Here is a 25,141-nt window from a genome sequence, read left to right as displayed (position 1 = left end):
GCCCTGGCGGCACGCGCGCGTGCGGGCTACTACGGCGCCCGCCACCGCAGGCCCGCCGCCGCGTCCCTGGAGAACGTGCTCGTCGGAGCCGCCCCCGGCGGCCGGCAGCTCACCGCCTTCGTGCCGGTTGCCACCGGCCGGCCGCTCGCCGTCCGCCTCCACCAGGCGTTGTACGCGGCCCGCGAGGCCATCGACTACAAGCGCGCGACCGGCGGCATGGACGCCTTCGACGGGGCTGTCGAGGCAGGCGTGAGCCATGAGCTCACCGAGGCGCTGGCGTCCCTGGTGCGCGGCACCGAGGGCGCCCGGATCGCCGTCGAGTGGGCGCCCGCCGCCGGTGTGCCCGAGGGGTGCGCGACGCCCGCCGAACCCGTCGAGTTCTCGCCCGGCGACCTGCCCGCGCTCCGCGAGGCCGGCGCCCGCTATCTGCGCGAGGAACCCTCCGTGCCCGTGCGCATCACCGGAGCCGTGGTGCGGATGCGCAGGTCGGGGCCGCGCGGCGACGGGAGCGTACGGCTGCGGGTCATCGCCGGGGCCGAGGTCCCGCACGTACGGATGACGCTCGACGAGGAGGCGTACCGGATAGCGGGGCACGCCCATCTGGTCGGGCTGCCGGTGCGGATGCACGGGCGGCTGGAGAGCCGGGGCGGGTTCCGGCGGCTGACCGGGGCGTCCGGGGTGGCACCCGTGCAGGTCGACGAGGCGGAGCGGGACCGGCTGATGAAGTCGCTGCAGGAGAACCTCGACTTCTTCGAGGAGGCGTGCAGCGGGGACTGATGGTTCCCCGCGGACGCGGGCCGCGCGCGTGGGACGGGTGCTGGGCGGGGGAGCGGGAACCGTTTCGCTACGGGTGCCCCGGGCTCGGTACGATCGCCCTTGTATTACGCGTGCGCCAGACGACCGCGCGCGTTTCCCTTCAGGCAGGAGAGTCCGGTGTCAGACGTCCGTGTGATCATCCAACGCGATTCCGAGCGGGAAGAGCGCGTGGTGACGACGGGCACTACGGCGGCCGAGCTCTTCGCCGGTGAGCGCACCATCGTCGCGGCCCGCGTGGCGGGCGAACTCAAGGACCTCGCGTACGAGGTGCAGGACGGCGAGACCGTCGAGAGCGTCGAGATCTCCTCCGAGGACGGTCTCAACATCCTGCGCCACTCCACCGCGCACGTCATGGCGCAGGCCGTGCAGGAGCTGTTCCCCGAGGCCAAGCTGGGCATCGGCCCGCCGGTCAAGGACGGCTTCTACTACGACTTCGACGTGGAGAAGCCCTTCACGCCCGAGGATCTCAAGGCCGTCGAGAAGAAGATGCAGGAGATCCAGAAGCGGGGGCAGAGGTTCTCCCGTCGCGTGGTCACCGACGAGGCGGCTCGCGAGGAGCTCGCTTCGGAGCCGTACAAGCTCGAACTGATCGGGATCAAGGGCTCCGCCTCGACCGACGACGGCGCGGACGTCGAGGTCGGCGGCGGCGAGCTGACGATCTACGACAACCTCGACGCCAAGACCGGTGACCTGTGCTGGAAGGACCTGTGCCGCGGTCCCCACCTGCCGACCACCCGGAACATCCCGGCGTTCAAGCTGATGCGCAACGCCGCCGCGTACTGGCGGGGCAGCGAGAAGAACCCGATGCTCCAGCGCATCTACGGCACCGCGTGGCCGTCGAAGGACGAGCTGAAGGCGCACCTGGAGTTCCTCGCCGAGGCCGAGAAGCGCGACCACCGCAAGCTCGGCAGCGAGCTGGACCTGTTCTCCATCCCGGAGCAGATCGGCTCCGGTCTGGCCGTCTTCCACCCCAAGGGCGGCGTCGTCCGCCGGGTCATGGAGGACTACTCGCGGCGCCGCCATGAGGAAGAGGGCTACGAGTTCGTCTACACCCCGCACGCCACGAAGGGGAAGCTCTTCGAGACGTCCGGGCACCTGGACTGGTACGCCGACGGCATGTACCCGCCCATGCAGCTCGACGAGGGCGTGGACTACTACCTCAAGCCCATGAACTGCCCGATGCACAACCTGATCTTCGACGCGCGCGGCCGTTCGTACCGTGAACTGCCGCTGCGCCTCTTCGAGTTCGGGACCGTGTACCGGTACGAGAAGTCGGGCGTCGTGCACGGTCTGACCCGTGCCCGGGGCTTCACGCAGGACGACGCGCACATCTACTGCACCAAGGAGCAGATGGCGGAGGAGCTCGACAAGACGCTCACCTTCGTCCTCGGCCTGCTGCGGGACTACGGCCTGACCGACTTCTACCTGGAGCTCTCCACCAAGGACCCGGAGAAGTTCGTCGGCTCCGACGAGATCTGGGAGGAGGCCACCGAGACGCTGCGGCAGGTGGCCGAGAAGCAGGGCCTCCCGCTGGTCCCGGACCCGGGCGGCGCCGCGTTCTACGGCCCGAAGATCTCCGTCCAGACCAAGGACGCGATCGGCCGGACCTGGCAGATGTCGACCGTGCAGCTCGACTTCAACCTGCCGGAGCGCTTCGACCTGGAGTACACGGGCCCCGACGGCACCAAGCAGCGGCCGGTGATGATCCACCGAGCGCTGTTCGGGTCGATCGAGCGCTTCTTCGCGGTCCTCCTCGAGCACTACGCGGGCGCGTTCCCGGCGTGGCTGGCACCCGTCCAGGCGGTCGGCATCCCGATCGGCGACGCGCACGTGGACTACCTGCAGAAGTTCGCCGCCGAGGCGAAGAAGAAGGGCCTGCGGGTCGAGGTCGACTCGTCCTCCGACCGGATGCAGAAGAAGATCCGCAACGCCCAGAAGCAGAAGGTCCCCTTCATGGTCATCGCGGGCGACGAGGACATGGCGGGCGGCTCGGTCTCCTTCCGCTACCGCGACGGCTCCCAGGAGAACGGCATCCCGCTCGACGAGGCCATCGCGAAGATCGCGAAGGTGGTCGAGGAGCGGGTCCAGGTCTGATCGCGGACGCGGGCCCGATCCCCGTACGCGATCGCCCGGCCGTACGGTCGTGAAGGCGCCCGGAGGCCCCCGGAGAGCTCAGCTCTCCGGGGGCCTCTCGCGGTTCGCAGGGGGCGCGGCGGGGCGCTCGTCCGGCGCGGGGGCTGCCGCCCGGCGCTCGTCCTCGCTGGAGAACACCTGCAGCAGCCACGCCGAGAACGACCCCGTCACCGCGCCGAGCAGCGCGAGCCCGCAGGCCATCAGGCCCACCGCGATCACGCGTCCGGCGGCCGTCACGGGAGTCACGTCGCCGTATCCCACGGTCGCGAGCGTGGAGCAGGTCCACCACACCGAGTCCCCGAAGGTACGGATCGTCGCGCCCGGCGCCGCGTGCTCCTGCTGGTACACGGCGAGCGCGCCCGCGAAGCCGAGCAGGGCCACCGAGAGGCCCGCGTAGGTGATCACGCGCGCGTGCAGGGAGAGCCGCGGCCGTCCCTGCCGGCGCTGGACGGCCTCGTACACCTTGACCACGCGCACGGGACGCAGCAGGGGCAGGATCAGGACGACCGTGTCCAGCCAGTGCGTCCGTACGAAGCGGTGGCCCTGGCCGCTCAGCCGCCAGCGCACGGCGTAGTCCACGGCGAACATCCCCCAGCTCGCCAGGGTCACAGCGAGACACAGGTCCCGCCACGCGTCGGGCAGACCGTGGGCGAGGACATGGATGGCGTACGCGGTGAGGAACAGCATCGAGGCCACGGCGAGCGGGACCTCGGCGCGGTGTTCCCAGCGGGTCGTGCGGCTGTCGTCGTCCATCGGCTCAGCTTGGCCGGAGGCCCTTTCACGTGGTACCCGGCGACACGCCGCGAACGGGCGAAGCCATATGCTGCACCACATGACGAGTGAGCCGGAGCAGCAGATCGGAGTCGGCACACAGGACGCGTTCCAGCGCCTGTGGACGCCCCACCGGATGGCGTACATCCAGGGCGAGAACAAGCCCACCGGTCCCGGGGCCGACGACGGCTGTCCGTTCTGCTCGATCCCGGCCAAGTCCGACGAGGACGGGCTCGTCATCAAGCGCGGCGAGCAGGTCTACGCGGTGCTCAACCTGTACCCGTACAACGGCGGGCACCTGATGGTCGTGCCCTACCGGCACGTCGCGGACTACACCGACCTGACCGTGGCGGAGACCGCCGAGCTCGGCGAACTGACGAAGCAGGCGATGACCGCGCTGCGGGCCGCCTCCGGCGCGCACGGGTTCAACATCGGGATGAACCAGGGCTCGGTCGCGGGCGCCGGTATCGCCGCGCACCTGCATCAGCACCTCGTGCCCCGCTGGGGCGGCGACACCAACTTCATGCCGGTGGTCGGACACACGCGGGTACTGCCCCAACTGCTGGCGGACACACGGAAGATGCTCGCGGAGGCCTGGCCGACGCCCTGAGCCCCGTAAGGGGCGCGGGGAACTGCGCGCTCAGCCCCCACGACCCGCACGATCTGCGCGCACCCCACCTGCCGAACCGCCGGGGGCTCACGCGTCGTACACGTCCGCCTTCCTCGGTGACGCGTCCTGGATCGCCGTGCTCAGGAACGACGAGCGGTTGCCGAACTTCTCGGTGTCGACGCCGTTCTCCTTGAGGACCTTGATGGACGCCGCGTGCACCACGCGAAGGACGGGCGTGGCCGCCCGCAGCGCGTCGTCGGCCATGAAGCGGTGCCGCCAGGGCTGATCGGCCCACGCGTGCCGCAGGCCGAACGGCTCCGGGAGCGCCAGGCTGCCGCCGAGCCAGTTGAGCAGCGGCGGGTACCAGGTGATCGGGGCGCGGACCGCGAGGCGCACCACCTCGTCGGTGTCGACGAGCGGCAGCTTCTTCGAGCGGGTCTCCCAGGGCTTGAAGGACTTCGCGATCTGCTTCGTCTTCGCCGCGGGCTTGGTCGTGAACAGCGAGTGCACGGGCCCGAGCGCGTGGCCGGTGACCTCGATGCGCAGGGTCTCGTGCAGCACGGTCACCGTGATCAGCATGGTGATGACCAACTGGCCGTCCCAGAGCGTCCACTGGATCCCGAGGTAGTGCCGGTCGCCGCTGCCGAACTGCTGCTTGTTGCAGATGTCCTGAATGGCGTGGTTCTTCACCTGGTACGCGTCCACGTCCGTACCGCCGGGCCGGGACACCGAGCCCGCGTTCTCCCCGATCGGGGTGACCACCCAGTGCTTTATCGAGGGGCGCGGGAAGCCGCCGGTGTTGAGCGGGCCGCGCTCCAGCATGCGCAGTTGGTCGTGGATCGACCGGATGACGTCCCAGCTGCGGAAGGGGTGGATCTCCTTGCTCTCGTCGAGCGCCACCAGATCCTCGGCGAGCTGCCAGCTGCCCCAGCGCGTGCCCATGCCGAGTATGCCCTTGGGGCCCGCGTAGAAGACGGAGTTGGACTGCTGCTCGGCGCTCAGCTTGGCCAGGTTCTGGCGCAGCGACTCCGCGGCCGTCTCACCGGGGCTGCCGGGCACCGCCTCGGGGATCTTGGCCCCGACGCCGCCGCCCGACAGGAGGCCCTCCCAGCGGGCGCGCAGGTCCTTGGCCGTGCGCTCGCAGATCTGCTGCGCCCAGAACCAGCCGACGACCGGCATGACGATCGCCGCGCGTGCGTACCAGGCCCAGAAGCCGCCGAACGGCAGCCGGAGCAGGAAGACCACGGCGAGCGCGCCGAAGGCGATGAGGAGGGTGGTGGCCAGGGCGGAGGCGCGCTTGTCCTCACGCTTGGCGATCATCGTGCGGATCTGGAAGACCAGCAGCCAGGCGATGAGCCCGGGCAGGAAGATCAGCCCGCACAGCACCGTCACCGCCGTCAGCCAGTTGTCGCGCTCCCTGCGGATGCGGTTCGCCGCCAGGCAGTGCTCGACGACGACCTGGGGTTCGGTGCCGAAGGACTGGATGAGCGCGTTGCGGCCGCTGCCGAGCATCCGGTCGTGCACGGCCCGCGCGAACGCCTCGCCCAGGTTGGGCACGAAGAGCTTGAGCTTGCCCTCCTTGACCGTCGACTTGTGCCATTCGTTGTTGGCTTTGAGGATCTCCCCGATCTCGTTGTCCCGGTACGCCGCCGAGGCCAGGGCGAATGTCGCCGCCGTCTGGCCTGCGGCACCAGAGAGCGGTACCTGCGCTCCGGGCCTGAAATCGAATCCGTCGTCCGCCACTGCCGCCCCCATCGCCGCCGTGCTCCGCTGCTGCGGCTTTTCCCGACTTCGGTGCTCCGCACACCTGTTGATCAGGTCATCGTCTTGATCAGGTTCTCAGAGTATCCGCCGGGACGGACATCCGTCGGCGGACAGCCCAAGCTGCCCGCCGGCCCGGAGGGGTATTCGAGCGGTGCTTCAACTAGGGGTTTCCCTGCGTCTGTTCGCGGATTTTCTCCGCCAACTGGGCAGGCATCGGCTCGTGTCGGGCGTATGTGCGGTTGAAACGCGCGGTGCCGTGCGAGAGAGAGCGCAGGTCGACGCCGTACCGCCCGATCTCGATCTCGGGGACCTCGGCCCGTACGAGCGTGCGGTTGCCGCCGGCCTGCTCGGTGCCGACGACTCGGCCGCGCCGACCGGACAGGTCGCTCATCACGGCGCCCACGTACTCGTCGCCGACCAGGACCGTCACTTCGGCGACCGGTTCCAGGAGATGGATCCGGGCGTCGACCGCGGCCTCGCGCAGGGCGAGCGCGCCTGCGGTCTGGAACGCGGCGTCCGAGGAGTCCACCGAGTGCGCCTTGCCGTCGAGCAGTGTGATCCGGATGTCGATCAGCGCGTAGCCCGCGGCCACGCCCCTGGCGGCCTGCGCGCGCACGCCCTTCTCGACGGACGGGATGAACTGCCGCGGCACGGCCCCGCCGACGACCTTGTCGACGAACTCGATGCCGGATCCCCCGGGCAGCGGCTCCACCTCGATGGCGCAGATCGCGTACTGCCCGTGCCCGCCCGACTGCTTCACATGACGGCCGCGCCCGGCCGACCTGTCGGCGAACGTCTCCCGCAGGGAGACCTTGTGCGGTACGACATCGACCTGGACGCCGTAGCGGCTGCGCAGCCGTTCCAGGGCGACGTCGGCGTGAGCCTCGCCCAGACACCACAGGACGACCTGGTGGGTGTCCTGGTTCTGTTCGAGCCGCATCGTCGGGTCCTCGGCGACCAGCCGGCCCAGGCCCTGCGACAGCTTGTCCTCGTCCGCCTTGCTGTGCGCCTGGATGGCGAGGGGCAGCAGCGGGTCGGGCATCTCCCACGGCTCCATGAGCAGCGGGTCGTCCTTGGAGGAGAGCGTGTCGCCGGTCTCGGCGCGGTTCAGCTTGGCCACGCAGGCGAGGTCGCCCGCGATGGCGTGCGTGAGGGCGCGCTGCTGCTTGCCGAACGGGGCTGACAGTCCGCCGATGCGCTCGTCGACGTCGTGGTCCTCGTGGCCGCGGTCGGCGAGCCCGTGTCCGGAGACGTGCACCGTCTCGTCGGGGCGCAGTGTCCCGGAGAACACGCGGACCATCGACACCCGGCCGACGTACGGGTCGGACGCGGTCTTCACGACCTCGGCGACCAGCGGCCCGTCCGGGTCGCAGGCCTTCACCTGGCGGGCCTTGCCGTCCGGGGTGGTGACCGTCGGGGCCTCGCGCTCCAGCGGGGTCGGGAAACCGCCGGTGATCAGTTCAAGGAGCTCCACCGTGCCGAGACCCTGCTTGGCGCCCTCGGCGGCGGGCGCGGCGGCCAGCACCGGGAAGAAGATCCCGCGCGCGACGGCCCGTTCCAGGTCCTGCACGAGTGTCCTGAAGTCGAGTTCCTCGCCGCCGAGATAGCGGTCCATGAGGGTCTCGTCCTCGCTCTCGGCGATGATCCCTTCGATCAGCCGGTTGCGGGCCTCCTCGATGAGCGGCAGCTGCTCGGGGCCCGGCTCGGACTCCTTGCGCTCCCCGGAGGAGTAGTCGAACAGCCGCTGCGACAGCAGCCCGATCAGACCCGTCACGGGCGCGTGCCCGTCGGGACCCTGCGGGCCGTGCAGCGGCAGGTACAGCGGCAGTACGGCGTCGGGGTCGTCGGCCCCGAAGGCCTCCGCGCAGGTCCGCGTCATCTCGTCGAAGTCCGCCCTGGCCGACTCCAGGTGCGTGATCACGATGGCCCGCGGCATCCCGACCGCCGCGCACTCCTCCCACACCATGCGCGTCGAGCCGTCCACCCCGTCCGAGGCCGAGACGACGAAAAGGGCCGCGTCCGCCGCTCGCAGACCGGCCCTCAACTCGCCGACGAAATCGGCGTATCCGGGTGTGTCGAGAATATTGATCTTGTATCCGTCCCAGTCGACGGGTACCAGGGAGAGCTGTACCGAGCGTTGCTGCCGGTGCTCGATCTCGTCGTAGTCGGAGACGGTGCCGCCGTCCTCCACACGGCCCGCCCTGTTCACCGCCCCCGCCGTCAGCGCGAGAGCTTCCACCAGAGTCGTCTTGCCCGATCCGGAGTGGCCGACCAGCACCACATTCCGTACGGACGCGGGGTGGTCGGCCGCCGTAGCCCTGCCGGCGGCTCCGGGGTGTGCATTCGCCTTGTCGCCCATGGCCTTGCCTCCCGTACACGGTGAGGTCACTGTGGGCGCGGACGCGCGGTGCCGCGTGCGGTGGCGGCTCCGATGACGCCCGCGGTGTCTTCGAGCTTTGCACTCGTGTCACGGTGCGTCCATACAACGGACGCGATCGCGCCGTCCCACGGATGTCATCAGGACGTGACCCGGGGCGCGGGTGCCCGACCGTCGCACAAGCGCACGCGTGGCTACGATGGGCCAGCCGGTGGCCAGCAGGGGCCGCGCGGCCACACCGACCCTCGGGAAGGCCATGCTGAACAAGTACGCGCGTGCATTCTTCACGCGTGTCCTCACACCGTTCGCCGCGTTTCTCATCCGCCGGGGGGTAAGCCCCGACACGGTCACCCTCCTGGGCACGGCCGGAGTGATGGCGGGCGCACTGGTCTTCTACCCCAGGGGGGAACTCTTCTGGGGCACGATCGTCATCACGCTGTTCGTGTTCTCGGACCTCGTCGACGGCAACATGGCACGCCAGCTGGGCCGCTCCAGCCGCTGGGGCGCCTTCCTCGACTCGACGCTCGACCGGGTCGCCGACAGCGCGATCTTCGGCGGATTCGCACTCTGGTACGCGGGCGGGGGCGACGACAACGTCCTGTGCGCCGTCTCGATCTTCTGCCTGGCCAGCGGTCAGGTGGTGTCGTACACGAAGGCCCGCGGCGAGTCGATCGGCCTGCCCGTCGCCGTCAACGGCCTCGTCGAGCGTGCCGAGCGCCTGGTGATCTCGCTGGTCGCGGCGGGTCTCGCGGGCTTCCACAAGACGTTCGGCGTGCCCGGTATCGAGATCCTGCTGCCCATCGCGCTGTGGATCGTCGCCGTGGGCAGTGTCGTCACGCTGATCCAGCGCGTCGTCACGGTCCGCCGGGAGTCCGCCGAGGCGGATGCCGCGGCCGAGGCCTCTCCCTCCGCCACCGCCTCCCCGGACAACGCCTCGCAGAGCAGCGAGGCCACACCGTGAGCGGTCTGAAGGGCCAGCTGACGTACGCGGCGTACGCAGCGGGCTGGGGGGCCGTCAAGAAGCTCCCCGAGCCCGTCGCCGTGCGCCTGGGCCGGACCATCGCCGACGTCGCCTGGAAGCGGCGCGGCAAGGGCGTACGACGCCTCGAATCCAACTACGCGCGCGTGCTGCCCGACGCGACCCCGGAGCAGCTCAACGAGCTCTCCAGGGCCGGCATGCGCTCGTACCTGCGCTACTGGATGGAGTCCTTCCGGCTGCCCGCCTGGAGCAAGGAACGCATCAAGGGCGGCTTCGACGCGAAGGACATCCACAACCTCACCGACGCGCTCGCCTCCGGCAAGGGCGTCATCCTCGCGCTGCCGCACCTGGCCAACTGGGACCTCGCCGGCGCCTGGGTCACCACCAAGCTGGAGACGCCGTTCACGACGGTCGCCGAGCGGCTGGAGCCGGCGAAGCTCTACGACCGGTTCGTCGCCTACCGCGAGAGCCTCGGCATGGAGGTCCTGCCGCACAGCGGCGGCACCGCGTTCGGCACGCTGGCCCGGCGGCTGCGCGACGGTGGCCTCGTCTGCCTGGTCGCCGAGCGCGATCTGTCGGCCTCCGGGGTCGAGGTCAAGTTCTTCGGGGACGCCACCCGGATGCCCGCGGGCCCGGCGCTGCTCGCCCAGCAGACCGGTGCGCTGCTGCTGCCGGTGACACTCTGGTACGACGACTCGCCCGTGATGCGGGGCCGGGTCCATCCGCCCGTCGACGTCCCCGAGTCAGGTAGCCGGGCCGAGAAGACGTCTGTCATGACGCAGGCGCTGGCCGACGCCTTCGCCACGGGTATCGCCGACCATCCGGAGGACTGGCACATGCTGCAGCGCTTGTGGCTCGCCGACCTGGAGCCCCGCTCCGGGCCGGCCGAGGGGGAACAGCCGTGAGAATCGGCATCGTCTGCCCGTACTCCTGGGACGTGCCCGGGGGAGTCCAGTTCCACATCCGCGATCTGGCGGACCACCTCATCGACCTCGGACACGACGTGTCCGTCCTCGCTCCGGCCGACGACGACACCCCCCTTCCGCCGTACGTCGTCTCGGCGGGCCGGGCCGTCCCGGTGCCGTACAACGGCTCGGTCGCGCGCCTCAACTTCGGGTTCCTGTCGGCCGCGCGGGTGCGGCGCTGGCTGCACGACGGCACGTTCGACGTGATCCACATCCACGAGCCGGCCTCGCCGTCGCTGGGCCTGCTGGCCTGCTGGGCCGCGCAGGGGCCGATCGTCGCCACCTTCCACACGTCGAACCCGCGGTCCCGGGCGATGATCGCCGCGTACCCGATCCTGCAGCCCGCACTGGAGAAGATCAGGGCACGCATCGCGGTGAGCGAGTACGCGCGGCGCACCCTCGTCGAGCACCTGGGCGGTGACGCCGTCGTCATCCCGAACGGCGTCGACGTGGACTTCTTCGCGAAGGCGGAGCCCAAGGCCGAGTGGCAGGGGGACACGATCGGCTTCATAGGGCGTATCGACGAGCCCCGCAAGGGCCTGCCGGTCCTCATGAAGGCGCTGCCGAAGATCCTCGCCGAGCGGCCGGGGACGCGGCTCCTTGTCGCCGGGCGCGGTGACGAGGAGGAGGCCGTCGAGAAGCTCCCCGCGGAGCTCCGGTCGCGCGTCGAGTTCCTCGGCATGGTGAGCGACGACGACAAGGCGCGGTTCCTGCGCAGCGTCGACCTGTACGTCGCGCCCAACACCGGCGGCGAGAGCTTCGGGATCATCCTCGTCGAGGCCATGTCGGCGGGCGCGCCCGTGCTCGCCTCCGACCTCGACGCGTTCGCGCAGGTCCTCGACCAGGGCGCGGCGGGCGAACTGTTCGCCAACGAGGACGCCGACGCGCTGGCCGCCTCGGCGCTGCGGCTGCTCGGCGATCCTGCGCGCCGCGCGGAACTGCGCGCGCGGGGGAGCGCGCATGTGCGGCGCTTCGACTGGTCGACGGTCGGCGCGGACATCCTGTCCGTCTACGAGACGGTCACCGACGGCGCCGCCGCGGTCGCCGCAGACGAGCCCGACGAGCCGGGCGGGCTGCTGGCCCGACTCGGCCTGGTGCGGGACTGAGGGCGGGGGACGCGCGCGGTGTGGGACGCACATGGCTCGGGGGACGTACGTGGTGATGTCCGGGAAGTGCCCCAGGAGGCCACCAGGACTCCTCTGACGGCCGAGGAGGAGCTCCGCAGCCGCTCGGTCTTCGCCACCGAGATCGGCGCGCAGCTGGCCCGCCAGGGCTGGGCCGTCTTCCCCGCGCACACGCCGGAGGAGCGCATCCGGCTCTTCGCGGTGGCGCGGATCATCGAGCAACGGCTCGGGCGCCGGGTCGAGGCCGTGCCGGAGGACATCTGCTCCATGCGGTTCACGATCGTGAGCGCCGACGCCGCACATGAGGTCGGCCCGGCGGTCGGGGCACCCGGAGAGCTGAACGACTGACGCTCGCGTAGGCGCCCCGCGTATGGCGGGGCTGCCGGGGCGACGGAGGGGCCGGGCCGCCCTTCCGCGTCCCGGGGAGGTTGCGGCGTCGACCCGGTGGGCCCGTGAGAGCACTGCTGCGGCGCGGCCCGCGTACGGGGCCCGAGCTCGAACTCGCCCTGTTTTCCGGGCGGTTGTGGGCCGATCTTGCCGCCGAGACCGGAGTGGCCGGGGCTGTCGAGTGCGAGGCCTTGGGCGGGATGGCGGCAGCGGCGTCCGGATCTGACGGCAGGTCACCGGGGTTGCTGTGCCGGTGCGCCGGTGCGCCGGTGCGGCGGTGCGGACGCGTGGGTGTGTGGCGGTGCGGGCGTACGGATGTGCCGCGCCGTGCGGGCATGTGCGGGCGTAGCGGCCCGCGGCGCCTTCCCGCAGCTCGGTCGCTGATCGTCGTGTGGGGCCATGCCGGGGCGGGCGGCCCGGGGCGCACCGGTAGCGTGTGCGACCGTGACCTCCACACTGATCTGGATCGTGGTCGCCCTCGTGGCGATCGGCCTCTACCTGAGCTGGACCGCGGGCCGGCTCGACCGGTTGCACTCGCGGATCGACGCGGCGCGGGCCGCGCTCGACGCGCAGTTGCTCCGGAGGGCGTCGGTGGCACAGGAACTGGCCACTTCCGGAGTGCTCGACCCGGCCGCCTCGATGGTGCTCTACGAAGCGGCGCACGCGGCCCGCCAGGCCGAGGAGGACAACAGGGAGGTCGCCGAGAGCGACCTCAGCCAGGCGCTGCGGGCCGTCTTCGGAGAGGTCCAGCAGGTCGAGGCGGTTCAGGCGGTCCCCGGTGGCGAGGACGCGGCACGTGAACTCGCCCAGGCGGTCCGCCGGGTTCCGATGGCCCGGCGCTTCCACAACGACGCCGTACGGGCGGCCCGCGCCCTGCGCCGCCACCGCAAGGTGCGCTGGTTCCGGCTGGCCGGCCACGCGCCCTTCCCGCTGGCGTTCGAGATGGACGACGAGGCTCCGGTCGCCCTCGCGGACCGCCCGGGAACGTAGTCCACGCGCGCGTGGACCCCGAAGAGGGCCTCCGGGCAGAGGATTCGACGCCGTCGGCCACAGCACCCGACGTCCCTGGTCACAGCCCCGACCGCCCGGCCTGACCACGGGAAACGCGCCCCCAGGGCCGGGAAAATGAGCCACCGCCTCCCCATTGGCCCTTGCAGTGGCCTGGTCCTCAAGCGTTTCCTCGGTGTCTGTAGAAGCCCTCTTTCACCGAGTGAGGTCAACCCTTGTCCAGCACGCTCTCCACTCCCGCCCAGTCCACCGACACCCCTGCCACCGGCACCGCGCGTGTGAAGCGCGGCATGGCCGAGCAGCTCAAGGGCGGCGTGATCATGGACGTCGTCACGCCGGAGCAGGCGAAGATCGCCGAGGACGCGGGCGCCGTGGCCGTCATGGCCCTGGAGCGCGTGCCCGCCGACATCCGCAAGGACGGCGGTGTGGCGCGCATGTCCGACCCCGACATGATCGAGGGCATCATCGAGGCCGTCTCCATCCCGGTGATGGCCAAGTCGCGCATCGGCCACTTCGTGGAGGCCCAGGTCCTGCAGTCCCTCGGCGTCGACTACATCGACGAGTCCGAGGTCCTCACCCCCGCCGACGAGGTCAACCACTCCGACAAGTGGGCCTTCACGACCCCCTTCGTCTGTGGCGCCACGAACCTGGGCGAGGCCCTGCGCCGCATAGCCGAGGGCGCCGCCATGATCCGCTCCAAGGGCGAGGCCGGCACCGGCAACGTCGTCGAGGCGGTCCGCCACCTGCGCCAGATCAAGAACGAGATCGCCAAGCTGCGCGGCTACGACAACAACGAGCTGTACGCCGCCGCCAAGGAGCTGCGCGCCCCGTACGAGATCGTCAAGGAGGTCGCCGAGCTCGGCAAGCTCCCGGTCGTCCTGTTCTCCGCCGGTGGCGTGGCCACCCCGGCCGACGCCGCGCTGATGCGCCAGCTCGGCGCCGAGGGCGTCTTCGTCGGCTCCGGCATCTTCAAGTCCGGCGACCCGGCCAAGCGCGCCGCCGCCATCGTGAAGGCCACCACCTTCTACGACGACCCGAAGATCATCGCGGAGGCGTCCCGCAACCTCGGCGAGGCCATGGTCGGCATCAACTGCGACACCCTCCCCGAGGCCGAGCGCTACGCGAACCGTGGCTGGTAACCCACCCATGACCGAAGTACCTGTCGTAGGTGTCCTGGCTCTCCAGGGCGACGTACGGGAGCACCTGGTCGCCCTGGCCGCGGCGGACGCCGTGGGCAGGGCGGTGCGGCGCCCCGAGGAACTCGCCGAGGTCGACGGACTCGTCATCCCGGGCGGCGAGTCCACGACCATCTCCAAACTGGCCGTCCTCTTCGGCCTGATGGAGCCCCTCCGCGCGCGCGTGCGGGCCGGTATGCCCGTATACGGCACCTGCGCGGGCATGATCATGCTCGCCGACAAGATCCTCGACCCGCGCTCGGGCCAGGAGACCATCGGCGGCATCGACATGATCGTGCGGCGCAACGCCTTCGGACGGCAGAACGAATCCTTCGAGGCGACGGTCGACGTGAAGGGTGTGGAGGGCGATCCTGTGGACGGCGTCTTCATCCGCGCCCCCTGGGTCGAGTCCGTGGGTGCGGAGACAGAGGTGCTGGCCGAGCACGACGGCCACATCGTCGCCGTACGTCAGGGCAACGCGCTCGCCACGTCGTTCCACCCGGAACTGACCGGCGACCACCGCGTGCACGGCCTGTTCGTCGAGATGGTGCGCGCGAACCTGGCTCCGGGGTCCTAGTAGGATTCCTGGGGTTCGTAAAGAGTTGGGTTACGCGAAGGAGACAGGCAGATGTCCGGCCACTCTAAATGGGCTACGACGAAGCACAAGAAGGCCGTGATCGACGCCAAGCGCGGCAAGCTCTTCGCGAAGATGATCAAGAACATCGAGGTCGCGGCCCGCACCGGCGGTGCCGACCCCGCCGGTAACCCGACGCTCTTCGACGCCATCCAGAAGGCCAAGAAGAGCTCGGTCCCGAACAAGAACATCGACTCCGCGGTCAAGCGCGGCGCCGGTCTCGAAGCCGGTGGCGCCGACTACGAGACGATCATGTACGAGGGCTACGGTCCGAACGGTGTCGCGGTGCTCATCGAGTGCCTCACCGACAACCGCAACCGCGCCGCCTCGGACGTCCGCGTCGCCATGACCCGCAACGGCGGCAACATGGCCGACCCGGGCTCCGTCTCGTACCTGTTCAACCGCAAGGGCGTCGTGATCGTCCCCAAGGGCGAGCTGGGCGAGGACGACGTCCTGGGTGCCGTGCTCGACGCCGGCGCCGAGGAGGTCAACGACCTGGGCGAGTCCTTCGAGGTCATCTCCGAGGCCACCGACCTGGTCGCGGTGCGCACCGCCCTCCAGGACGCCGGGATCGACTACGACTCCGCCGACGCCAACTTCGTCCCGACCATGCAGGTCGAGCTGGACGAGGAGGGCGCCAGGAAGATCTTCAAGCTCATCGACGCCCTTGAGGACAGCGACGACGTGCAGAACGTCTTCGCCAACTTCGACGTGAGCGACGAGGTCATGGAGAAGGTGGACGCGTAGCGCCGCCACGAGCCGCACGGGTTCAACGGGCCGACGGGACACACTCCGTCGGCCCGTCGCTTTGTCGGGCGTCGCTGGCAAGCGATGTCGGTGGCACCCGATAGCCTGCACAAACTGGGGGCACCTCCCAGCGGTGGCTGGGGAGATCGAAGGAGGGGGCGGGTGCGGGTACTGGGCGTTGACCCCGGACTGACCCGGTGCGGTGTCGGTGTGGTCGAAGGCGTCGCCGGCCGGCCCCTGACCATGCACGGCGTCGGTGTCGTACGGACGCCCGCCGACGCGGAGTTGGGGCAGCGCCTCGTCGCCATCGAGCAGGGCATCGAGCAGTGGCTCGACGAGTACCGGCCCGAATTCGTCGCGGTGGAGCGGGTGTTCAGCCAGCACAACGTCCGTACGGTGATGGGCACGGCCCAGGCCAGCGCGGTCGCCATGCTGTGCGCCGCCCGGCGCGGGATTCCCGTGGCCCTGCACACGCCGAGCGAGGTCAAGGCCGCCGTCACCGGTAACGGCCGCGCGGACAAGGCCCAGGTCGGTGCCATGGTCACCAGGCTGCTCCGGCTCGACGCACCCCCGAAGCCCGCCGACGCGGCGGACGCCCTCGCCCTCGCGATCTGCCACATCTGGCGCGCGCCCGCCCAGAACCGCCTGCAGCAGGCCGTCGCGCAGAACCGGCTCCAGCAGGCCGCCGCCCTGCACGCGTCGAAAGCCGCATCGCGGCAAGCACCGAACCACGCGTCGAAACCCGCATCGCAACAAGCACCGAAAGGCCGTACCGCATGATCGCCTTCGTCAGCGGCCCCGTCGCCGCCCTCGCGCCCGACTCCGCGGTGGTCGAGGTGGGCGGCATCGGCATCGCGGTCCAGTGCACGCCGAACACGCTCTCCGGACTCCGCATGGGCCGGCAGGCCAAGCTCGCCACCTCCCTCGTCGTACGGGAGGACTCGCTGACGCTGTACGGCTTCGCCGACGACGACGAGCGGGGGACCTTCGAGCTGCTGCAGACCGCGAGCGGTGTCGGCCCGCGGCTGGCCCAGGCCATGCTCGCGGTGCACAGCCCCGACGCCCTGCGCCGCGCGGTGTCCACCGGCGACGAGAAGACCCTCACCGCCGTCCCGGGCATCGGCAAGAAGGGCGCCCAGAAGCTCCTCCTGGAGCTCAAGGACCGCCTCGGCGAGCCCCTCGGCACCGGCGGCCATGCCATCGGCACCCCCGTCACGGCCGGCTGGCGCGAGCAGCTGCACGCCGCGCTGATCGGCCTCGGGTACGCGACCCGCGAGGCCGACGAGGCGGTCTCCGCGGTGGCGCCGCAGGCGGAGGCGGCCGGGACGCCGCAGATCGGCCAGCTGTTGAAGGCCGCCCTGCAGACCCTCAACAGAGCGCGTTGAGCCCAGCCGGAGGTGCGGTCGTGAAACTGCGGGTCCGTTGCGGCCGGTCGCGCCCACGCGGCAGAGCCGCAATCGATACGGCCCCACGCCCCTCCGGAGCGCGGCACCGCCCGCCCCATGCTCGTACGACCCGGACCCACTACCTCGCGAGGCACAGCACATGAACTGGGACGACACGGCCGACGACGACACCGCCGAGCGGCTCGTCGGTGCGTCCGCCGACCATGAGGAGCAGGCCGTCGAGGCCGCCCTGCGCCCCAAGGACCTCGGCGAGTTCATCGGCCAGGAGAAGGTCCGCGAGCAGCTCGACCTCGTCCTGCGGGCCGCACGCGCGCGTGGCGCCACCGCCGACCACGTCCTGCTCTCCGGCGCCCCCGGCCTCGGCAAGACCACCCTCTCGATGATCATCGCCGCCGAGATGGAAGCCCCCATCCGCATCACCAGCGGCCCCGCCATCCAGCACGCGGGCGACCTCGCCGCGATCCTCTCCTCCCTCCAGGAGGGCGAGGTCCTCTTCCTCGACGAGATCCACCGCATGTCGCGGCCCGCCGAGGAGATGCTCTACATGGCGATGGAGGACTTCCGGGTCGACGTGATCGTCGGCAAGGGCCCGGGCGCCACCGCCATCCCGCTCGAACTGCCGCCCTTCACGCTCGTCGGCGCCACCACGCGCGCGGGCCTGCTGCCGCCCCCGCTGCGGGACCGCTTCGGTTTCACCGCCCACATGGAGTTCTACGAGCCCGCCGAGCTGGAGCGCGTCATCCACCGCTCCGCGAACCTGCTGGACGTCGAGATCGACCCCGCGGGCGCCGCCGAGATCGCGGGCCGCTCCCGTGGCACACCCCGTATCGCCAACCGGCTCCTCCGCCGAGTCCGCGACTACGCCCAGGTCAAGGCCGACGGCTTCGTCACCCGCGAGATCGCCGGCGCCGCCCTCGCCGTCTACGAAGTGGACAGCCGAGGCCTCGACCGCCTGGACCGCGGTGTCCTCGAAGCGCTGATCAAGCTCTTCGGCGGCGGCCCGGTCGGTCTGTCCACTCTCGCCGTCGCGGTGGGGGAGGAGCGCGAGACCGTGGAGGAGGTCGCCGAGCCCTTCCTCGTCCGTGAGGGGCTACTGGCCCGTACGCCCCGCGGGCGGGTGGCCACACCGGCGGCATGGGCCCATTTCGGCCTCACCCCGCCCCGGCCGTCAACCGGTGGAAACGGACAACAGGACCTGTTCGGGGCGTGACGGCGAGGGGGCTCGCGAGGTCAGGAACCCCGGTGCCATGCTGAGCGTTGTTCCTTGACGGCGGACTCGCTTAGACTCCGCCGATGCCGCCTTTGCCGGCGGCGTACATACCCCCATCCATCAGGCCGCTCACCATCGCGGTCGAATGAAGGAAGTTCCGTCCCGTGAGTCTCGTGACCCTCCTCCCGTTCATCGTGCTCATCGGGGCCATGTTCCTGATGACCCGGTCGGCCAAGAAGAAGCAGAATGCGGCTGCGCAGATGCGCAACGACATGCAGCCCGGCTCCGGCGTCCGCACGATCGGTGGCATGTACGCAACGGTGAAGGAGGTCAACGAGGACACGGTCCTCCTTGACGCAGGCCCGGGCGTCGACCTGCTCTTCGCGAAGAACGCGATCGGCGCGGTCCTCAGCGACGACGAGTACAACCGCCTCGTTCACGGCATCGAGCACGACCTCAAGGAAGACGAGTCCGTCGTCCCGGACGACGCCTCCTCCCTCACCGAGACCGACGAGCCCGCCGACGCTTCCGACGACAAGCCCATCGACCTCGGCAAGAAGGACGCGGCCGACGAGCCCGTCGAGGAGTCCGCCGACGCGGAGCCGAAGAAGGCCGATGAGGCTGACCTGAAGAAGTCCGACGGCGAGTCCGACGCGAAGTAGTCATGACCGGGGACCGCGGAGTGCGCCGCTCGCGCGCCGCGGTCCCCGGGACGTGTGGCTTCGCACGGAATCTCGACACCATTCATGCCCGTCCGCGCAGGTACTTCGGTCACCGGGCGGACGAAGAGGGAGAACGAGAAGGTGGCAGCACCTAAGAAGGGCCGACAGGGCACCCAGGGCAGGCCGGGGCGCACCTTGGCCCTGATCCTGATCGCCATCGTGGCGCTCACCGGCGGCATGTTCGCCTCCGGACACACGACGCCGCGCCTCGGCATCGACCTCGCCGGCGGTACGAGCATCACGCTCCAGGCGAAGAACGAGCCGGGCCAGAAGAACGCGATCAACCCGACCAACATGAACACCGCGGTCGACATCATGAACCGCCGTGTCAACGGTCTGGGCGTCACCGAGGCGGAGGTGCAGACCCAGGGCGAGAGCAACATCATCGTCAACATCCCCAAGGGCACCAACTCCGAGCAGGCCCGGGAACAGGTCGGCACCACCGCCAAGCTCTACTTCCGTCCCGTCCTGACCACCGAGGTCTCCGGTGGGGACCCGGCGGCCAGCCCCTCGCCGAGCGCCTCCAGCAGCGCCTCCACGGGTTCGGACAAGGACAGCGACAAGGACAAGGCCACCGACAAGGCCACCTCCTCCACGACCCCCTCGGCCACGTCCAGCACGCAGGGCCGCGCGGTCACCGACGCGCTGAAGGCCGACCCCACCCCGTCCGGGAGCGGTTCCCCTTCGTCCAGCCCGTCCGCCTCGCCGTCCGCGAGCACCGACCCGGCGACCGCCAAGCTCCAGGCGCAGTACACCGCGCTCGACTGCTCCAAGAAGACGGTCCGCGCGAAGGCCGGTGACGGCGTCAAGGCCTCGGACCCGACCGTGGCCTGTGGTCAGAACTCCCAGGGCCAGTGGCAGAAGTACATCCTCGGCCCGGCCGAGGTCGAGGGCACCGACGTCGACAAGGCCTCGGCCCTGTTCGACACCCAGGGTGCCGCGGGCTGGAAGGTCACCATGGACTTCACGTCCAAGGGAGCCAAGAAGTTCGCGAGCATCACGGGCAAGCTGGCGCAGAACCAGTCCCCGCAGAACCAGTTCGCCATCGTCCTCGACGGTGAGGTCGTCTCCGACCCGTTCGTCAGCCAGGCGCTGACCGGCGGCAGCGCGGAGATCTCCGGCAGCTTCAAGCAGCAGGAGGCCGAGGACCTGGCCAACATGCTGTCGTACGGCGCGCTGCCGCTCACCTTCACGGAGGCGAGCGTCACCACCGTCACCGCCGCGCTCGGCGGCGAGCAGCTGGAGGCCGGTCTGATCGCCGGCGCCATCGGTCTGGCGCTGGTCATCATCTACCTGGTGGCCTACTACCGGGGTCTGTCGCTCATCGCCATCGCGTCGCTGCTGGTCTCCGCGGTCATGACCTACGTGATCATGTCGCTGCTCGGCCCGGCCATCGGCTTCGCCCTGAACCTGCCGGCGGTCTGCGGCGCCATCGTGGCCATCGGCATCACGGCGGACTCGTTCATCGTGTTCTTCGAACGCATCCGTGACGAGATCCGTGAGGGCCGTACGCTGCGGCCCGCGGTCGAGCGCGGCTGGCCGCGCGCCCGGCGCACCATCCTGGTCTCCGACTTCGTGTCGTTCCTCGCCGCGGCCGTGCTCTTCGTCGTCACGGTCGGCAAGGTCCAGGGCTTCGCGTTCACGCTCGGTCTGACCACCCTGCTCGACGTGGTCGTCGTCTTCTTCTTCACCAAGCCGCTGATGACGATCCTCGCCCGCAAGAAGTTCTTCGCGGAGGGCCACAGCTGGTCCGGCCTCGACCCGAAGCGACTGGGCGTCCAGCCGCCGCTGCGCCGTACCCGTCGCGTGTCCGCTCCCGTCGACACGAAGGAGGCCTGAGATGTCGAAACTCGGCACCCTCGGCGCCCGGCTCCACCGCGGCGAGATCGGCTACGACTTCGTCGGCAAGCGCAAGCTCTGGTACGGCATCTCCATCCTGATCACCATCACGGCCATCGTCGGCCTGGCGGTGCGCGGCCTGAACATGGGCATCGAGTTCCAGGGCGGCGCCGTCTTCACCACCGAGAAGACCAGCATCTCGGTGAGCCAGGCCGAGACGTACGCGGAAGAGGCCTCCGGCCACGACGCGATCGTCCAGAAGCTCGGCAACGGCGGACTGCGCATCCAGATCGCCGGCATCGACACCGGCAAGTCCGACCAGATCAAGCAGGAGCTCGCCAAGGACCTGAAGGTCGACGCGGAGAAGATCAACGCCGACCTGGTCGGCCCCAGCTGGGGTGATCAGGTCGCCAACAAGGCCTGGCAGGGCCTGGCGATCTTCCTGGTCCTGGTGGTGATCTATCTGGCCATCGCCTTCGAGTGGCGAATGGCCGTGGCCGCCCTCGTGGCGCTCATCCACGACATCACCATCACCGTCGGCGTCTACGCCCTGGTCGGCTTCGAGGTCACGCCAGGCACGGTGATCGGTCTGCTGACGATCCTCGGTTATTCGCTCTACGACACCGTCGTCGTCTTCGACAGTCTCAAGGAGCAGACGAAGGACATCACCAAACAGACCCGCTGGACCTACAGCGAGATCGCGGACCGCTCGATCAACGGCACCCTGGTGCGTTCCATCAACACCACGGTCGTCGCGCTGCTCCCGGTCGGCGGCCTGCTGTTCATCGGTGGCGGTGTGCTCGGCGCGGGCATGCTCAACGACATCTCGCTGTCGCTGTTCGTCGGCCTCGCGGCCGGTGCGTACTCCTCGATCTTCATCGCCACGCCGCTCGTCGCCGACCTCAAGGAGCGCGAGCCGCAGATGAAGGCCCTGCGCAAGCGCGTGCTCGCCAAGCGGGCCGCGGCAGCCGCGAAGGGCGAGTCCCTGGAGGCCCCGGTCGTCGACGAGCGCTACGACGACGAGGACCGCGAGGACGACGACGCGACCCCTGCGGTCGTCGGACCGCGCGCCCAGCGGGCCCAGCCGTCGTCCCGTGGCAGGGGGCGCGGCCGGCCGTCGGGGAAGCGCCGATGACCGGTATCGAGGAGCTGCTGCTCAGCCGTATCCGTGACGTCGCGGACTATCCGGAGCCGGGAGTGATGTTCAAGGACATCACCCCGCTCCTGGCCGACCCGGCGGCGTTCACGGCGCTCACCGACGCGCTGGCAGAGATCAGTGTCCGCAACGGCGCCACGAAGATCGTCGGCCTGGAGGCCCGCGGCTTCATCCTGGGCGCGCCCGTCGCGGTCCGCGCAGGGCTCGGCTTCATCCCCGTACGCAAGGCGGGCAAGCTCCCCGGAGCGACGCTCGGCCAGACGTACGACCTGGAGTACGGCTCCGCCGAGATCGAGGTGCACGCCGAGGACCTGAGCGCGGAGGACCGCGTGATGGTCGTCGACGACGTCCTCGCCACCGGTGGCACCGCCGAGGCCTCGCTCCGGCTGATCCGCCGGGCCGGTGCCCGGGTCGCCGGCGTCGCCGTCCTCATGGAGCTCGGTTTCCTGGGCGGCCGTGCCCGGCTGGAGCCGGCCCTGGACGGCGCCCCGCTGGAGGCGCTGCTCAAGGTCTGAGCAACCCCTGAGGCGCCTGTACGACACGTCTGAGGCACCCGCAGGACACCGCGGAGGCGGGCCCGGAGGAATCCGGTGCCCGCCTCTCGCGTTTCTCCCGTAGAAGGCGGTCTCACCGGCCGAAGGCGAGTCCGGAGCCCAGGATCGCTACCATGGGGTCTCCGGAACCTGACCGGGGACCCGGATCGCGCACGAGGAGTCCTCTTGCCAGACGAGGCCCAGCCACTCACCGCCGCCAAGCCCGAGAAGTCCGCGGCGCCCGCAGGCACGCCCGCACCACCCGCGAGCGCGCCCGCGAAGAACGGCTCCGCCGAGCCCGCGGCCGGAGCCAAGGCGGCTGAGCAGCCACGCCCCGAGTCGGCCGCCCCCGAGCGCCAGGCACCCGCGTCCGCGGCCCGCCCCACGGCCGGCCAGCCCGCACGCTCCGGCGGCGGCTCCTCCAACCGCGTACGCGCCCGCCTGGCCCGTCTCGGCGTCCAGCGGTCCAACCCGTACAACCCGGTCCTGGAGCCCCTGCTGCGGATAGTGCGCAGCAACGACCCGAAGATCGAGACCGCCACCCTGCGGCAGGTCGAGAAGGCCTATCAGGTCGCCGAGCGCTGGCACCGCGGCCAGAAGCGCAAGAGCGGCGACCCGTACATCACGCACCCGCTCGCCGTGACGACGATCCTCGCCGAACTGGGCATGGACCCGGCCACGCTGATGGCGGGCCTGCTGCACGACACCGTCGAGGACACCGAGTACGGCCTGGACACCCTCAAGCGGGACTTCGGCGACCAGGTCGCGCTGCTCGTCGACGGCGTCACCAAGCTCGACAAGGTCAAGTTCGGCGAGGCCGCCCAGGCCGAGACCGTCCGCAAGATGGTCGTCGCCATGGCCAAGGACCCGCGCGTCCTGGTCATCAAGCTCGCCGACCGCCTGCACAACATGCGCACCATGCGCTACCTCAAGCGCGAGAAGCAGGAGAAGAAGGCCCGCGAGACGCTGGAGATCTACGCTCCGCTGGCGCACCGCCTGGGCATGAACACCATCAAGTGGGAGCTGGAGGACCTCGCCTTCGCGATCCTCTACCCCAAGATGTACGACGAGATCGTGCGCCTGGTCGCCGAGCGCGCCCCCAAGCGCGACGAGTACCTCGCCATAGTGACCGACGAGGTCCAGTCCGACCTGCGCGCGGCCCGCATCAAGGCGACCGTCACCGGCCGCCCGAAGCACTACTACAGCGTCTACCAGAAGATGATCGTCCGCGGCCGTGACTTCGCGGAGATCTACGACCTGGTGGGCATCCGCGTCCTCGTCGACACGGTCCGCGACTGCTATGCGGCACTGGGCACCGTCCACGCCCGCTGGAACCCGGTTCCGGGGCGGTTCAAGGACTACATCGCGATGCCCAAGTTCAACATGTACCAGTCGCTGCACACGACGGTGATCGGTCCGAACGGCAAGCCGGTCGAACTCCAGATCCGTACGTTCGACATGCACCGCCGCGCCGAGTACGGCATCGCCGCGCACTGGAAGTACAAGCAGGAGCCCTCCGCCGGAGCCTCCAAGGTGCGCACGGACGCGCCCAGGGGACTCGGCAAGGACAAGGACGCCGTCAACGACATGGCGTGGCTGCGCCAGTTGCTCGACTGGCAGAAGGAGACCGAGGACCCCAGCGAGTTCCTGGAGTCCCTGCGCTTCGACCTGTCCCGCAACGAGGTCTTCGTCTTCACGCCGAAGGGCGACGTCATAGCGCTCCCGGCCGGGGCGACGCCGGTGGACTTCGCGTACGCGGTCCACACGGAGGTCGGCCACCGGACCATAGGAGCGAGGGTCAACGGACGCCTCGTACCGCTCGAATCCACCCTGGACAACGGCGACCTGGTCGAGGTCTTCACCTCGAAGGCGGCCGGCGCGGGCCCTTCCCGCGACTGGCTGGGCTTCGTGAAGTCCCCGCGCGCCCGCAACAAGATCCGGGCCTGGTTCTCCAAGGAGCGCCGCGACGAGGCGATCGAGCAGGGCAAGGACGCCATCGCGCGCGCCATGCGCAAGCAGAACCTGCCGATCCAGCGCATCCTCACCGGCGACTCGCTGGTCACGCTCGCGCACGAGATGCGCTACCCCGACATCTCGTCCCTGTACGCGGCGATCGGCGAGGGCCACGTGGCCGCGCAGAACGTCGTGCAGAAGCTGGTCCAGGCGCTCGGCGGCGAGGAAGCGGCCACCGAGGAGATCGACGAGAGCGTCCCGCCCGCGCGTGGCCGCGGCCGCAAGCGCCGGTCGAACGCCGACCCGGGCGTGGTCGTCAAGGGCGTCGACGACGTGTGGGTCAAGCTCGCCCGCTGTTGTACGCCCGTTCCCGGCGACCCGATCATGGGCTTCGTCACGCGTGGCAGTGGCGTATCGGTCCACCGCACCGACTGCGTCAACGTGGACTCGCTGTCCCGCGAGCCCGAGCGCATCCTCGAGGTCGAGTGGGCGCCCACCCAGTCCTCGGTCTTCCTGGTCGCCATCCAGGTGGAGGCACTGGACCGCTCACGGCTCCTGTCGGACGTCACCAGGGTTCTGTCCGACCAGCACGTCAACATCCTGTCGGCGGCCGTCCAGACGTCCCGCGACCGGGTGGCCACCTCCCGCTTCACCTTCGAGATGGGCGACCCGAAGCACCTGGGTCACGTCCTGAAGGCGGTCAGGGGAGTCGAGGGCGTGTACGACGTGTACCGGGTGACGTCGGCGCGCAGGCCGTAGCCGGTCCGTCCGTAAATCGGCCACTACGTAGAGGGGCTTCCGTACATGTCGTACGGAAGCCCCTCTACGTAGA

At 70.3% G+C, this 25,141-nt stretch carries 21 protein-coding genes and 1 pseudogene; 19 read left to right on the top strand and 3 right to left on the bottom strand.

The features are described 5' to 3' along the window. A pseudogene (locus AOK17_RS23130) lies at positions 1 to 777 on the top strand (hypothetical protein); the annotation flags it as partial. A 156-nt stretch (positions 778 to 933) separates the two neighbouring features. After that, the gene (thrS, locus tag AOK17_RS23125; RefSeq protein WP_055614454.1) at positions 934 to 2,910 is read left to right on the top strand and encodes a threonine--tRNA ligase; all 1,977 of its coding nucleotides are present in this window, start codon (positions 934 to 936) and stop codon (positions 2,908 to 2,910) included. A 78-nt stretch (positions 2,911 to 2,988) separates the two neighbouring features. On the opposite strand, the gene AOK17_RS23120 is transcribed toward thrS, so the two are convergent. Beyond that, positions 2,989 to 3,702 carry a potassium channel family protein gene (locus AOK17_RS23120; protein WP_055614453.1) on the bottom strand — a complete coding sequence of 238 codons (714 nt, stop codon included), beginning with the start codon at positions 3,700 to 3,702 and terminating at the stop codon, positions 2,989 to 2,991. A gap of 67 nt (positions 3,703 to 3,769) precedes the next feature. On the opposite strand from AOK17_RS23120, the gene AOK17_RS23115 reads away from it, so the two are divergent. After that, on the top strand, positions 3,770 to 4,330 hold the full coding sequence (locus AOK17_RS23115) for an HIT family protein (protein ID WP_055614452.1): 561 nt from the start codon (positions 3,770 to 3,772) through the stop codon (positions 4,328 to 4,330). Between the two features lie 87 nt (positions 4,331 to 4,417). On the opposite strand, the gene AOK17_RS23110 is transcribed toward AOK17_RS23115, so the two are convergent. Further along, positions 4,418 to 6,085 carry a hypothetical protein gene (locus tag AOK17_RS23110; protein ID WP_055614451.1) on the bottom strand — a complete coding sequence of 556 codons (1,668 nt, stop codon included), beginning with the start codon at positions 6,083 to 6,085 and terminating at the stop codon, positions 4,418 to 4,420. Between the two features lie 169 nt (positions 6,086 to 6,254). Continuing rightward, positions 6,255 to 8,453, bottom strand: a complete 2,199-nt coding sequence (locus tag AOK17_RS23105) for an elongation factor G-like protein EF-G2 (protein ID WP_055614450.1) — start codon at positions 8,451 to 8,453, stop codon at positions 6,255 to 6,257. A 217-nt stretch (positions 8,454 to 8,670) separates the two neighbouring features. Between AOK17_RS23105 and pgsA the strand changes: the two genes are divergently transcribed. The 16 genes from pgsA (at position 8,671) to AOK17_RS23025 (ending at position 25,068) form a co-directional block, all read left to right on the top strand. Then, a complete protein-coding gene (pgsA, locus tag AOK17_RS23100) occupies positions 8,671 to 9,432 on the top strand; it encodes a phosphatidylinositol phosphate synthase (protein ID WP_079053223.1) in 762 nt (253 codons plus the stop codon). Continuing rightward, the gene (locus AOK17_RS23095) at positions 9,429 to 10,355 is read left to right on the top strand and encodes a phosphatidylinositol mannoside acyltransferase (protein WP_055614448.1); all 927 of its coding nucleotides are present in this window, start codon (positions 9,429 to 9,431) and stop codon (positions 10,353 to 10,355) included. The genes pgsA and AOK17_RS23095 overlap by 4 nt, the downstream gene beginning before the upstream one ends. Continuing rightward, positions 10,352 to 11,521, top strand: a complete 1,170-nt coding sequence (locus tag AOK17_RS23090; RefSeq protein WP_055614447.1) for a glycosyltransferase family 4 protein — start codon at positions 10,352 to 10,354, stop codon at positions 11,519 to 11,521. The genes AOK17_RS23095 and AOK17_RS23090 overlap by 4 nt, the downstream gene beginning before the upstream one ends. 18 nt (positions 11,522 to 11,539) lie before the next feature. Then, positions 11,540 to 11,887, top strand: coding sequence for a hypothetical protein (locus AOK17_RS23085; protein ID WP_157881377.1), 348 nt, complete (start codon positions 11,540 to 11,542; stop codon positions 11,885 to 11,887). Positions 11,888 to 12,370: 483 nt separating this feature from the next. After that, positions 12,371 to 12,916: a hypothetical protein gene (locus AOK17_RS23080; RefSeq protein WP_055614445.1), complete on the top strand. Its 546-nt coding sequence runs from the start codon at positions 12,371 to 12,373 to the stop codon at positions 12,914 to 12,916. Positions 12,917 to 13,149: 233 nt separating this feature from the next. Further along, complete coding sequence (pdxS, locus tag AOK17_RS23075; protein WP_055614444.1) at positions 13,150 to 14,073, top strand: pyridoxal 5'-phosphate synthase lyase subunit PdxS; 924 nt, start codon at positions 13,150 to 13,152, stop codon at positions 14,071 to 14,073. Between the two features lie 7 nt (positions 14,074 to 14,080). Then, complete coding sequence (gene pdxT / locus AOK17_RS23070; protein WP_055614443.1) at positions 14,081 to 14,686, top strand: pyridoxal 5'-phosphate synthase glutaminase subunit PdxT; 606 nt, start codon at positions 14,081 to 14,083, stop codon at positions 14,684 to 14,686. Positions 14,687 to 14,737: 51 nt separating this feature from the next. Next, a complete protein-coding gene (locus AOK17_RS23065) occupies positions 14,738 to 15,490 on the top strand; it encodes a YebC/PmpR family DNA-binding transcriptional regulator (protein ID WP_055614442.1) in 753 nt (250 codons plus the stop codon). Positions 15,491 to 15,652: 162 nt separating this feature from the next. Continuing rightward, positions 15,653 to 16,270: a crossover junction endodeoxyribonuclease RuvC gene (gene ruvC / locus AOK17_RS23060; RefSeq protein WP_055614441.1), complete on the top strand. Its 618-nt coding sequence runs from the start codon at positions 15,653 to 15,655 to the stop codon at positions 16,268 to 16,270. Continuing rightward, the gene (ruvA, locus tag AOK17_RS23055) at positions 16,267 to 16,875 is read left to right on the top strand and encodes a Holliday junction branch migration protein RuvA (protein ID WP_055614440.1); all 609 of its coding nucleotides are present in this window, start codon (positions 16,267 to 16,269) and stop codon (positions 16,873 to 16,875) included. The genes ruvC and ruvA overlap by 4 nt, the downstream gene beginning before the upstream one ends. Before the next feature lie 160 nt (positions 16,876 to 17,035). Further along, the gene (gene ruvB, locus AOK17_RS23050; RefSeq protein ID WP_055614439.1) at positions 17,036 to 18,106 is read left to right on the top strand and encodes a Holliday junction branch migration DNA helicase RuvB; all 1,071 of its coding nucleotides are present in this window, start codon (positions 17,036 to 17,038) and stop codon (positions 18,104 to 18,106) included. Between the two features lie 164 nt (positions 18,107 to 18,270). Then, on the top strand, positions 18,271 to 18,768 hold the full coding sequence (yajC, locus tag AOK17_RS23045; RefSeq protein WP_055614438.1) for a preprotein translocase subunit YajC: 498 nt from the start codon (positions 18,271 to 18,273) through the stop codon (positions 18,766 to 18,768). A gap of 141 nt (positions 18,769 to 18,909) precedes the next feature. Continuing rightward, complete coding sequence (gene secD / locus AOK17_RS23040; protein ID WP_055614456.1) at positions 18,910 to 20,667, top strand: protein translocase subunit SecD; 1,758 nt, start codon at positions 18,910 to 18,912, stop codon at positions 20,665 to 20,667. Between the two features lies 1 nt (position 20,668). Further along, a complete protein-coding gene (gene secF, locus AOK17_RS23035) occupies positions 20,669 to 21,802 on the top strand; it encodes a protein translocase subunit SecF (protein ID WP_055614437.1) in 1,134 nt (377 codons plus the stop codon). Then, positions 21,799 to 22,338: an adenine phosphoribosyltransferase gene (locus AOK17_RS23030; RefSeq protein ID WP_055614436.1), complete on the top strand. Its 540-nt coding sequence runs from the start codon at positions 21,799 to 21,801 to the stop codon at positions 22,336 to 22,338. The genes secF and AOK17_RS23030 overlap by 4 nt, the downstream gene beginning before the upstream one ends. Before the next feature lie 204 nt (positions 22,339 to 22,542). Then, positions 22,543 to 25,068, top strand: coding sequence for a RelA/SpoT family protein (locus AOK17_RS23025; protein ID WP_055614435.1), 2,526 nt, complete (start codon positions 22,543 to 22,545; stop codon positions 25,066 to 25,068). The last annotated feature ends 73 nt before the right edge of the window (positions 25,069 to 25,141 follow it).

Source organism: Streptomyces phaeochromogenes, assembly GCF_001418655.1.
GTDB classification, from domain to species: domain Bacteria; phylum Actinomycetota; class Actinomycetes; order Streptomycetales; family Streptomycetaceae; genus Streptomyces; species Streptomyces phaeochromogenes.
Note: the sequence above shows the minus strand (reverse complement) of the source record. Positions and strands in the feature narration are given on the sequence as shown.

What these genes read in the sequence shown, in the direction of transcription:
- pgsA (WP_079053223.1), top strand. Translation starts at nt 8,671, where the DNA reads ATGGGCCAGCCGGTGGCCAGCAGGGGCCGCGCGGCCACACCGACCCTC.
- AOK17_RS23105 (WP_055614450.1), bottom strand. Translation starts at nt 8,453, where the DNA reads ATGGGCGACAAGGCGAATGCACACCCCGGAGCCGCCGGCAGGGCTACG.
- pdxT (WP_055614443.1), top strand. Translation starts at nt 14,081, where the DNA reads ATGACCGAAGTACCTGTCGTAGGTGTCCTGGCTCTCCAGGGCGACGTA.
- ruvA (WP_055614440.1), top strand. Translation starts at nt 16,267, where the DNA reads ATGATCGCCTTCGTCAGCGGCCCCGTCGCCGCCCTCGCGCCCGACTCC.
- AOK17_RS23120 (WP_055614453.1), bottom strand. Translation starts at nt 3,702, where the DNA reads ATGGACGACGACAGCCGCACGACCCGCTGGGAACACCGCGCCGAGGTC.
- AOK17_RS23065 (WP_055614442.1), top strand. Translation starts at nt 14,738, where the DNA reads ATGTCCGGCCACTCTAAATGGGCTACGACGAAGCACAAGAAGGCCGTG.
- AOK17_RS23115 (WP_055614452.1), top strand. Translation starts at nt 3,770, where the DNA reads ATGCTGCACCACATGACGAGTGAGCCGGAGCAGCAGATCGGAGTCGGC.
- AOK17_RS23110 (WP_055614451.1), bottom strand. Translation starts at nt 6,085, where the DNA reads ATGGGGGCGGCAGTGGCGGACGACGGATTCGATTTCAGGCCCGGAGCG.
- secF (WP_055614437.1), top strand. Translation starts at nt 20,669, where the DNA reads ATGTCGAAACTCGGCACCCTCGGCGCCCGGCTCCACCGCGGCGAGATC.
- ruvB (WP_055614439.1), top strand. Translation starts at nt 17,036, where the DNA reads ATGAACTGGGACGACACGGCCGACGACGACACCGCCGAGCGGCTCGTC.
- AOK17_RS23030 (WP_055614436.1), top strand. Translation starts at nt 21,799, where the DNA reads ATGACCGGTATCGAGGAGCTGCTGCTCAGCCGTATCCGTGACGTCGCG.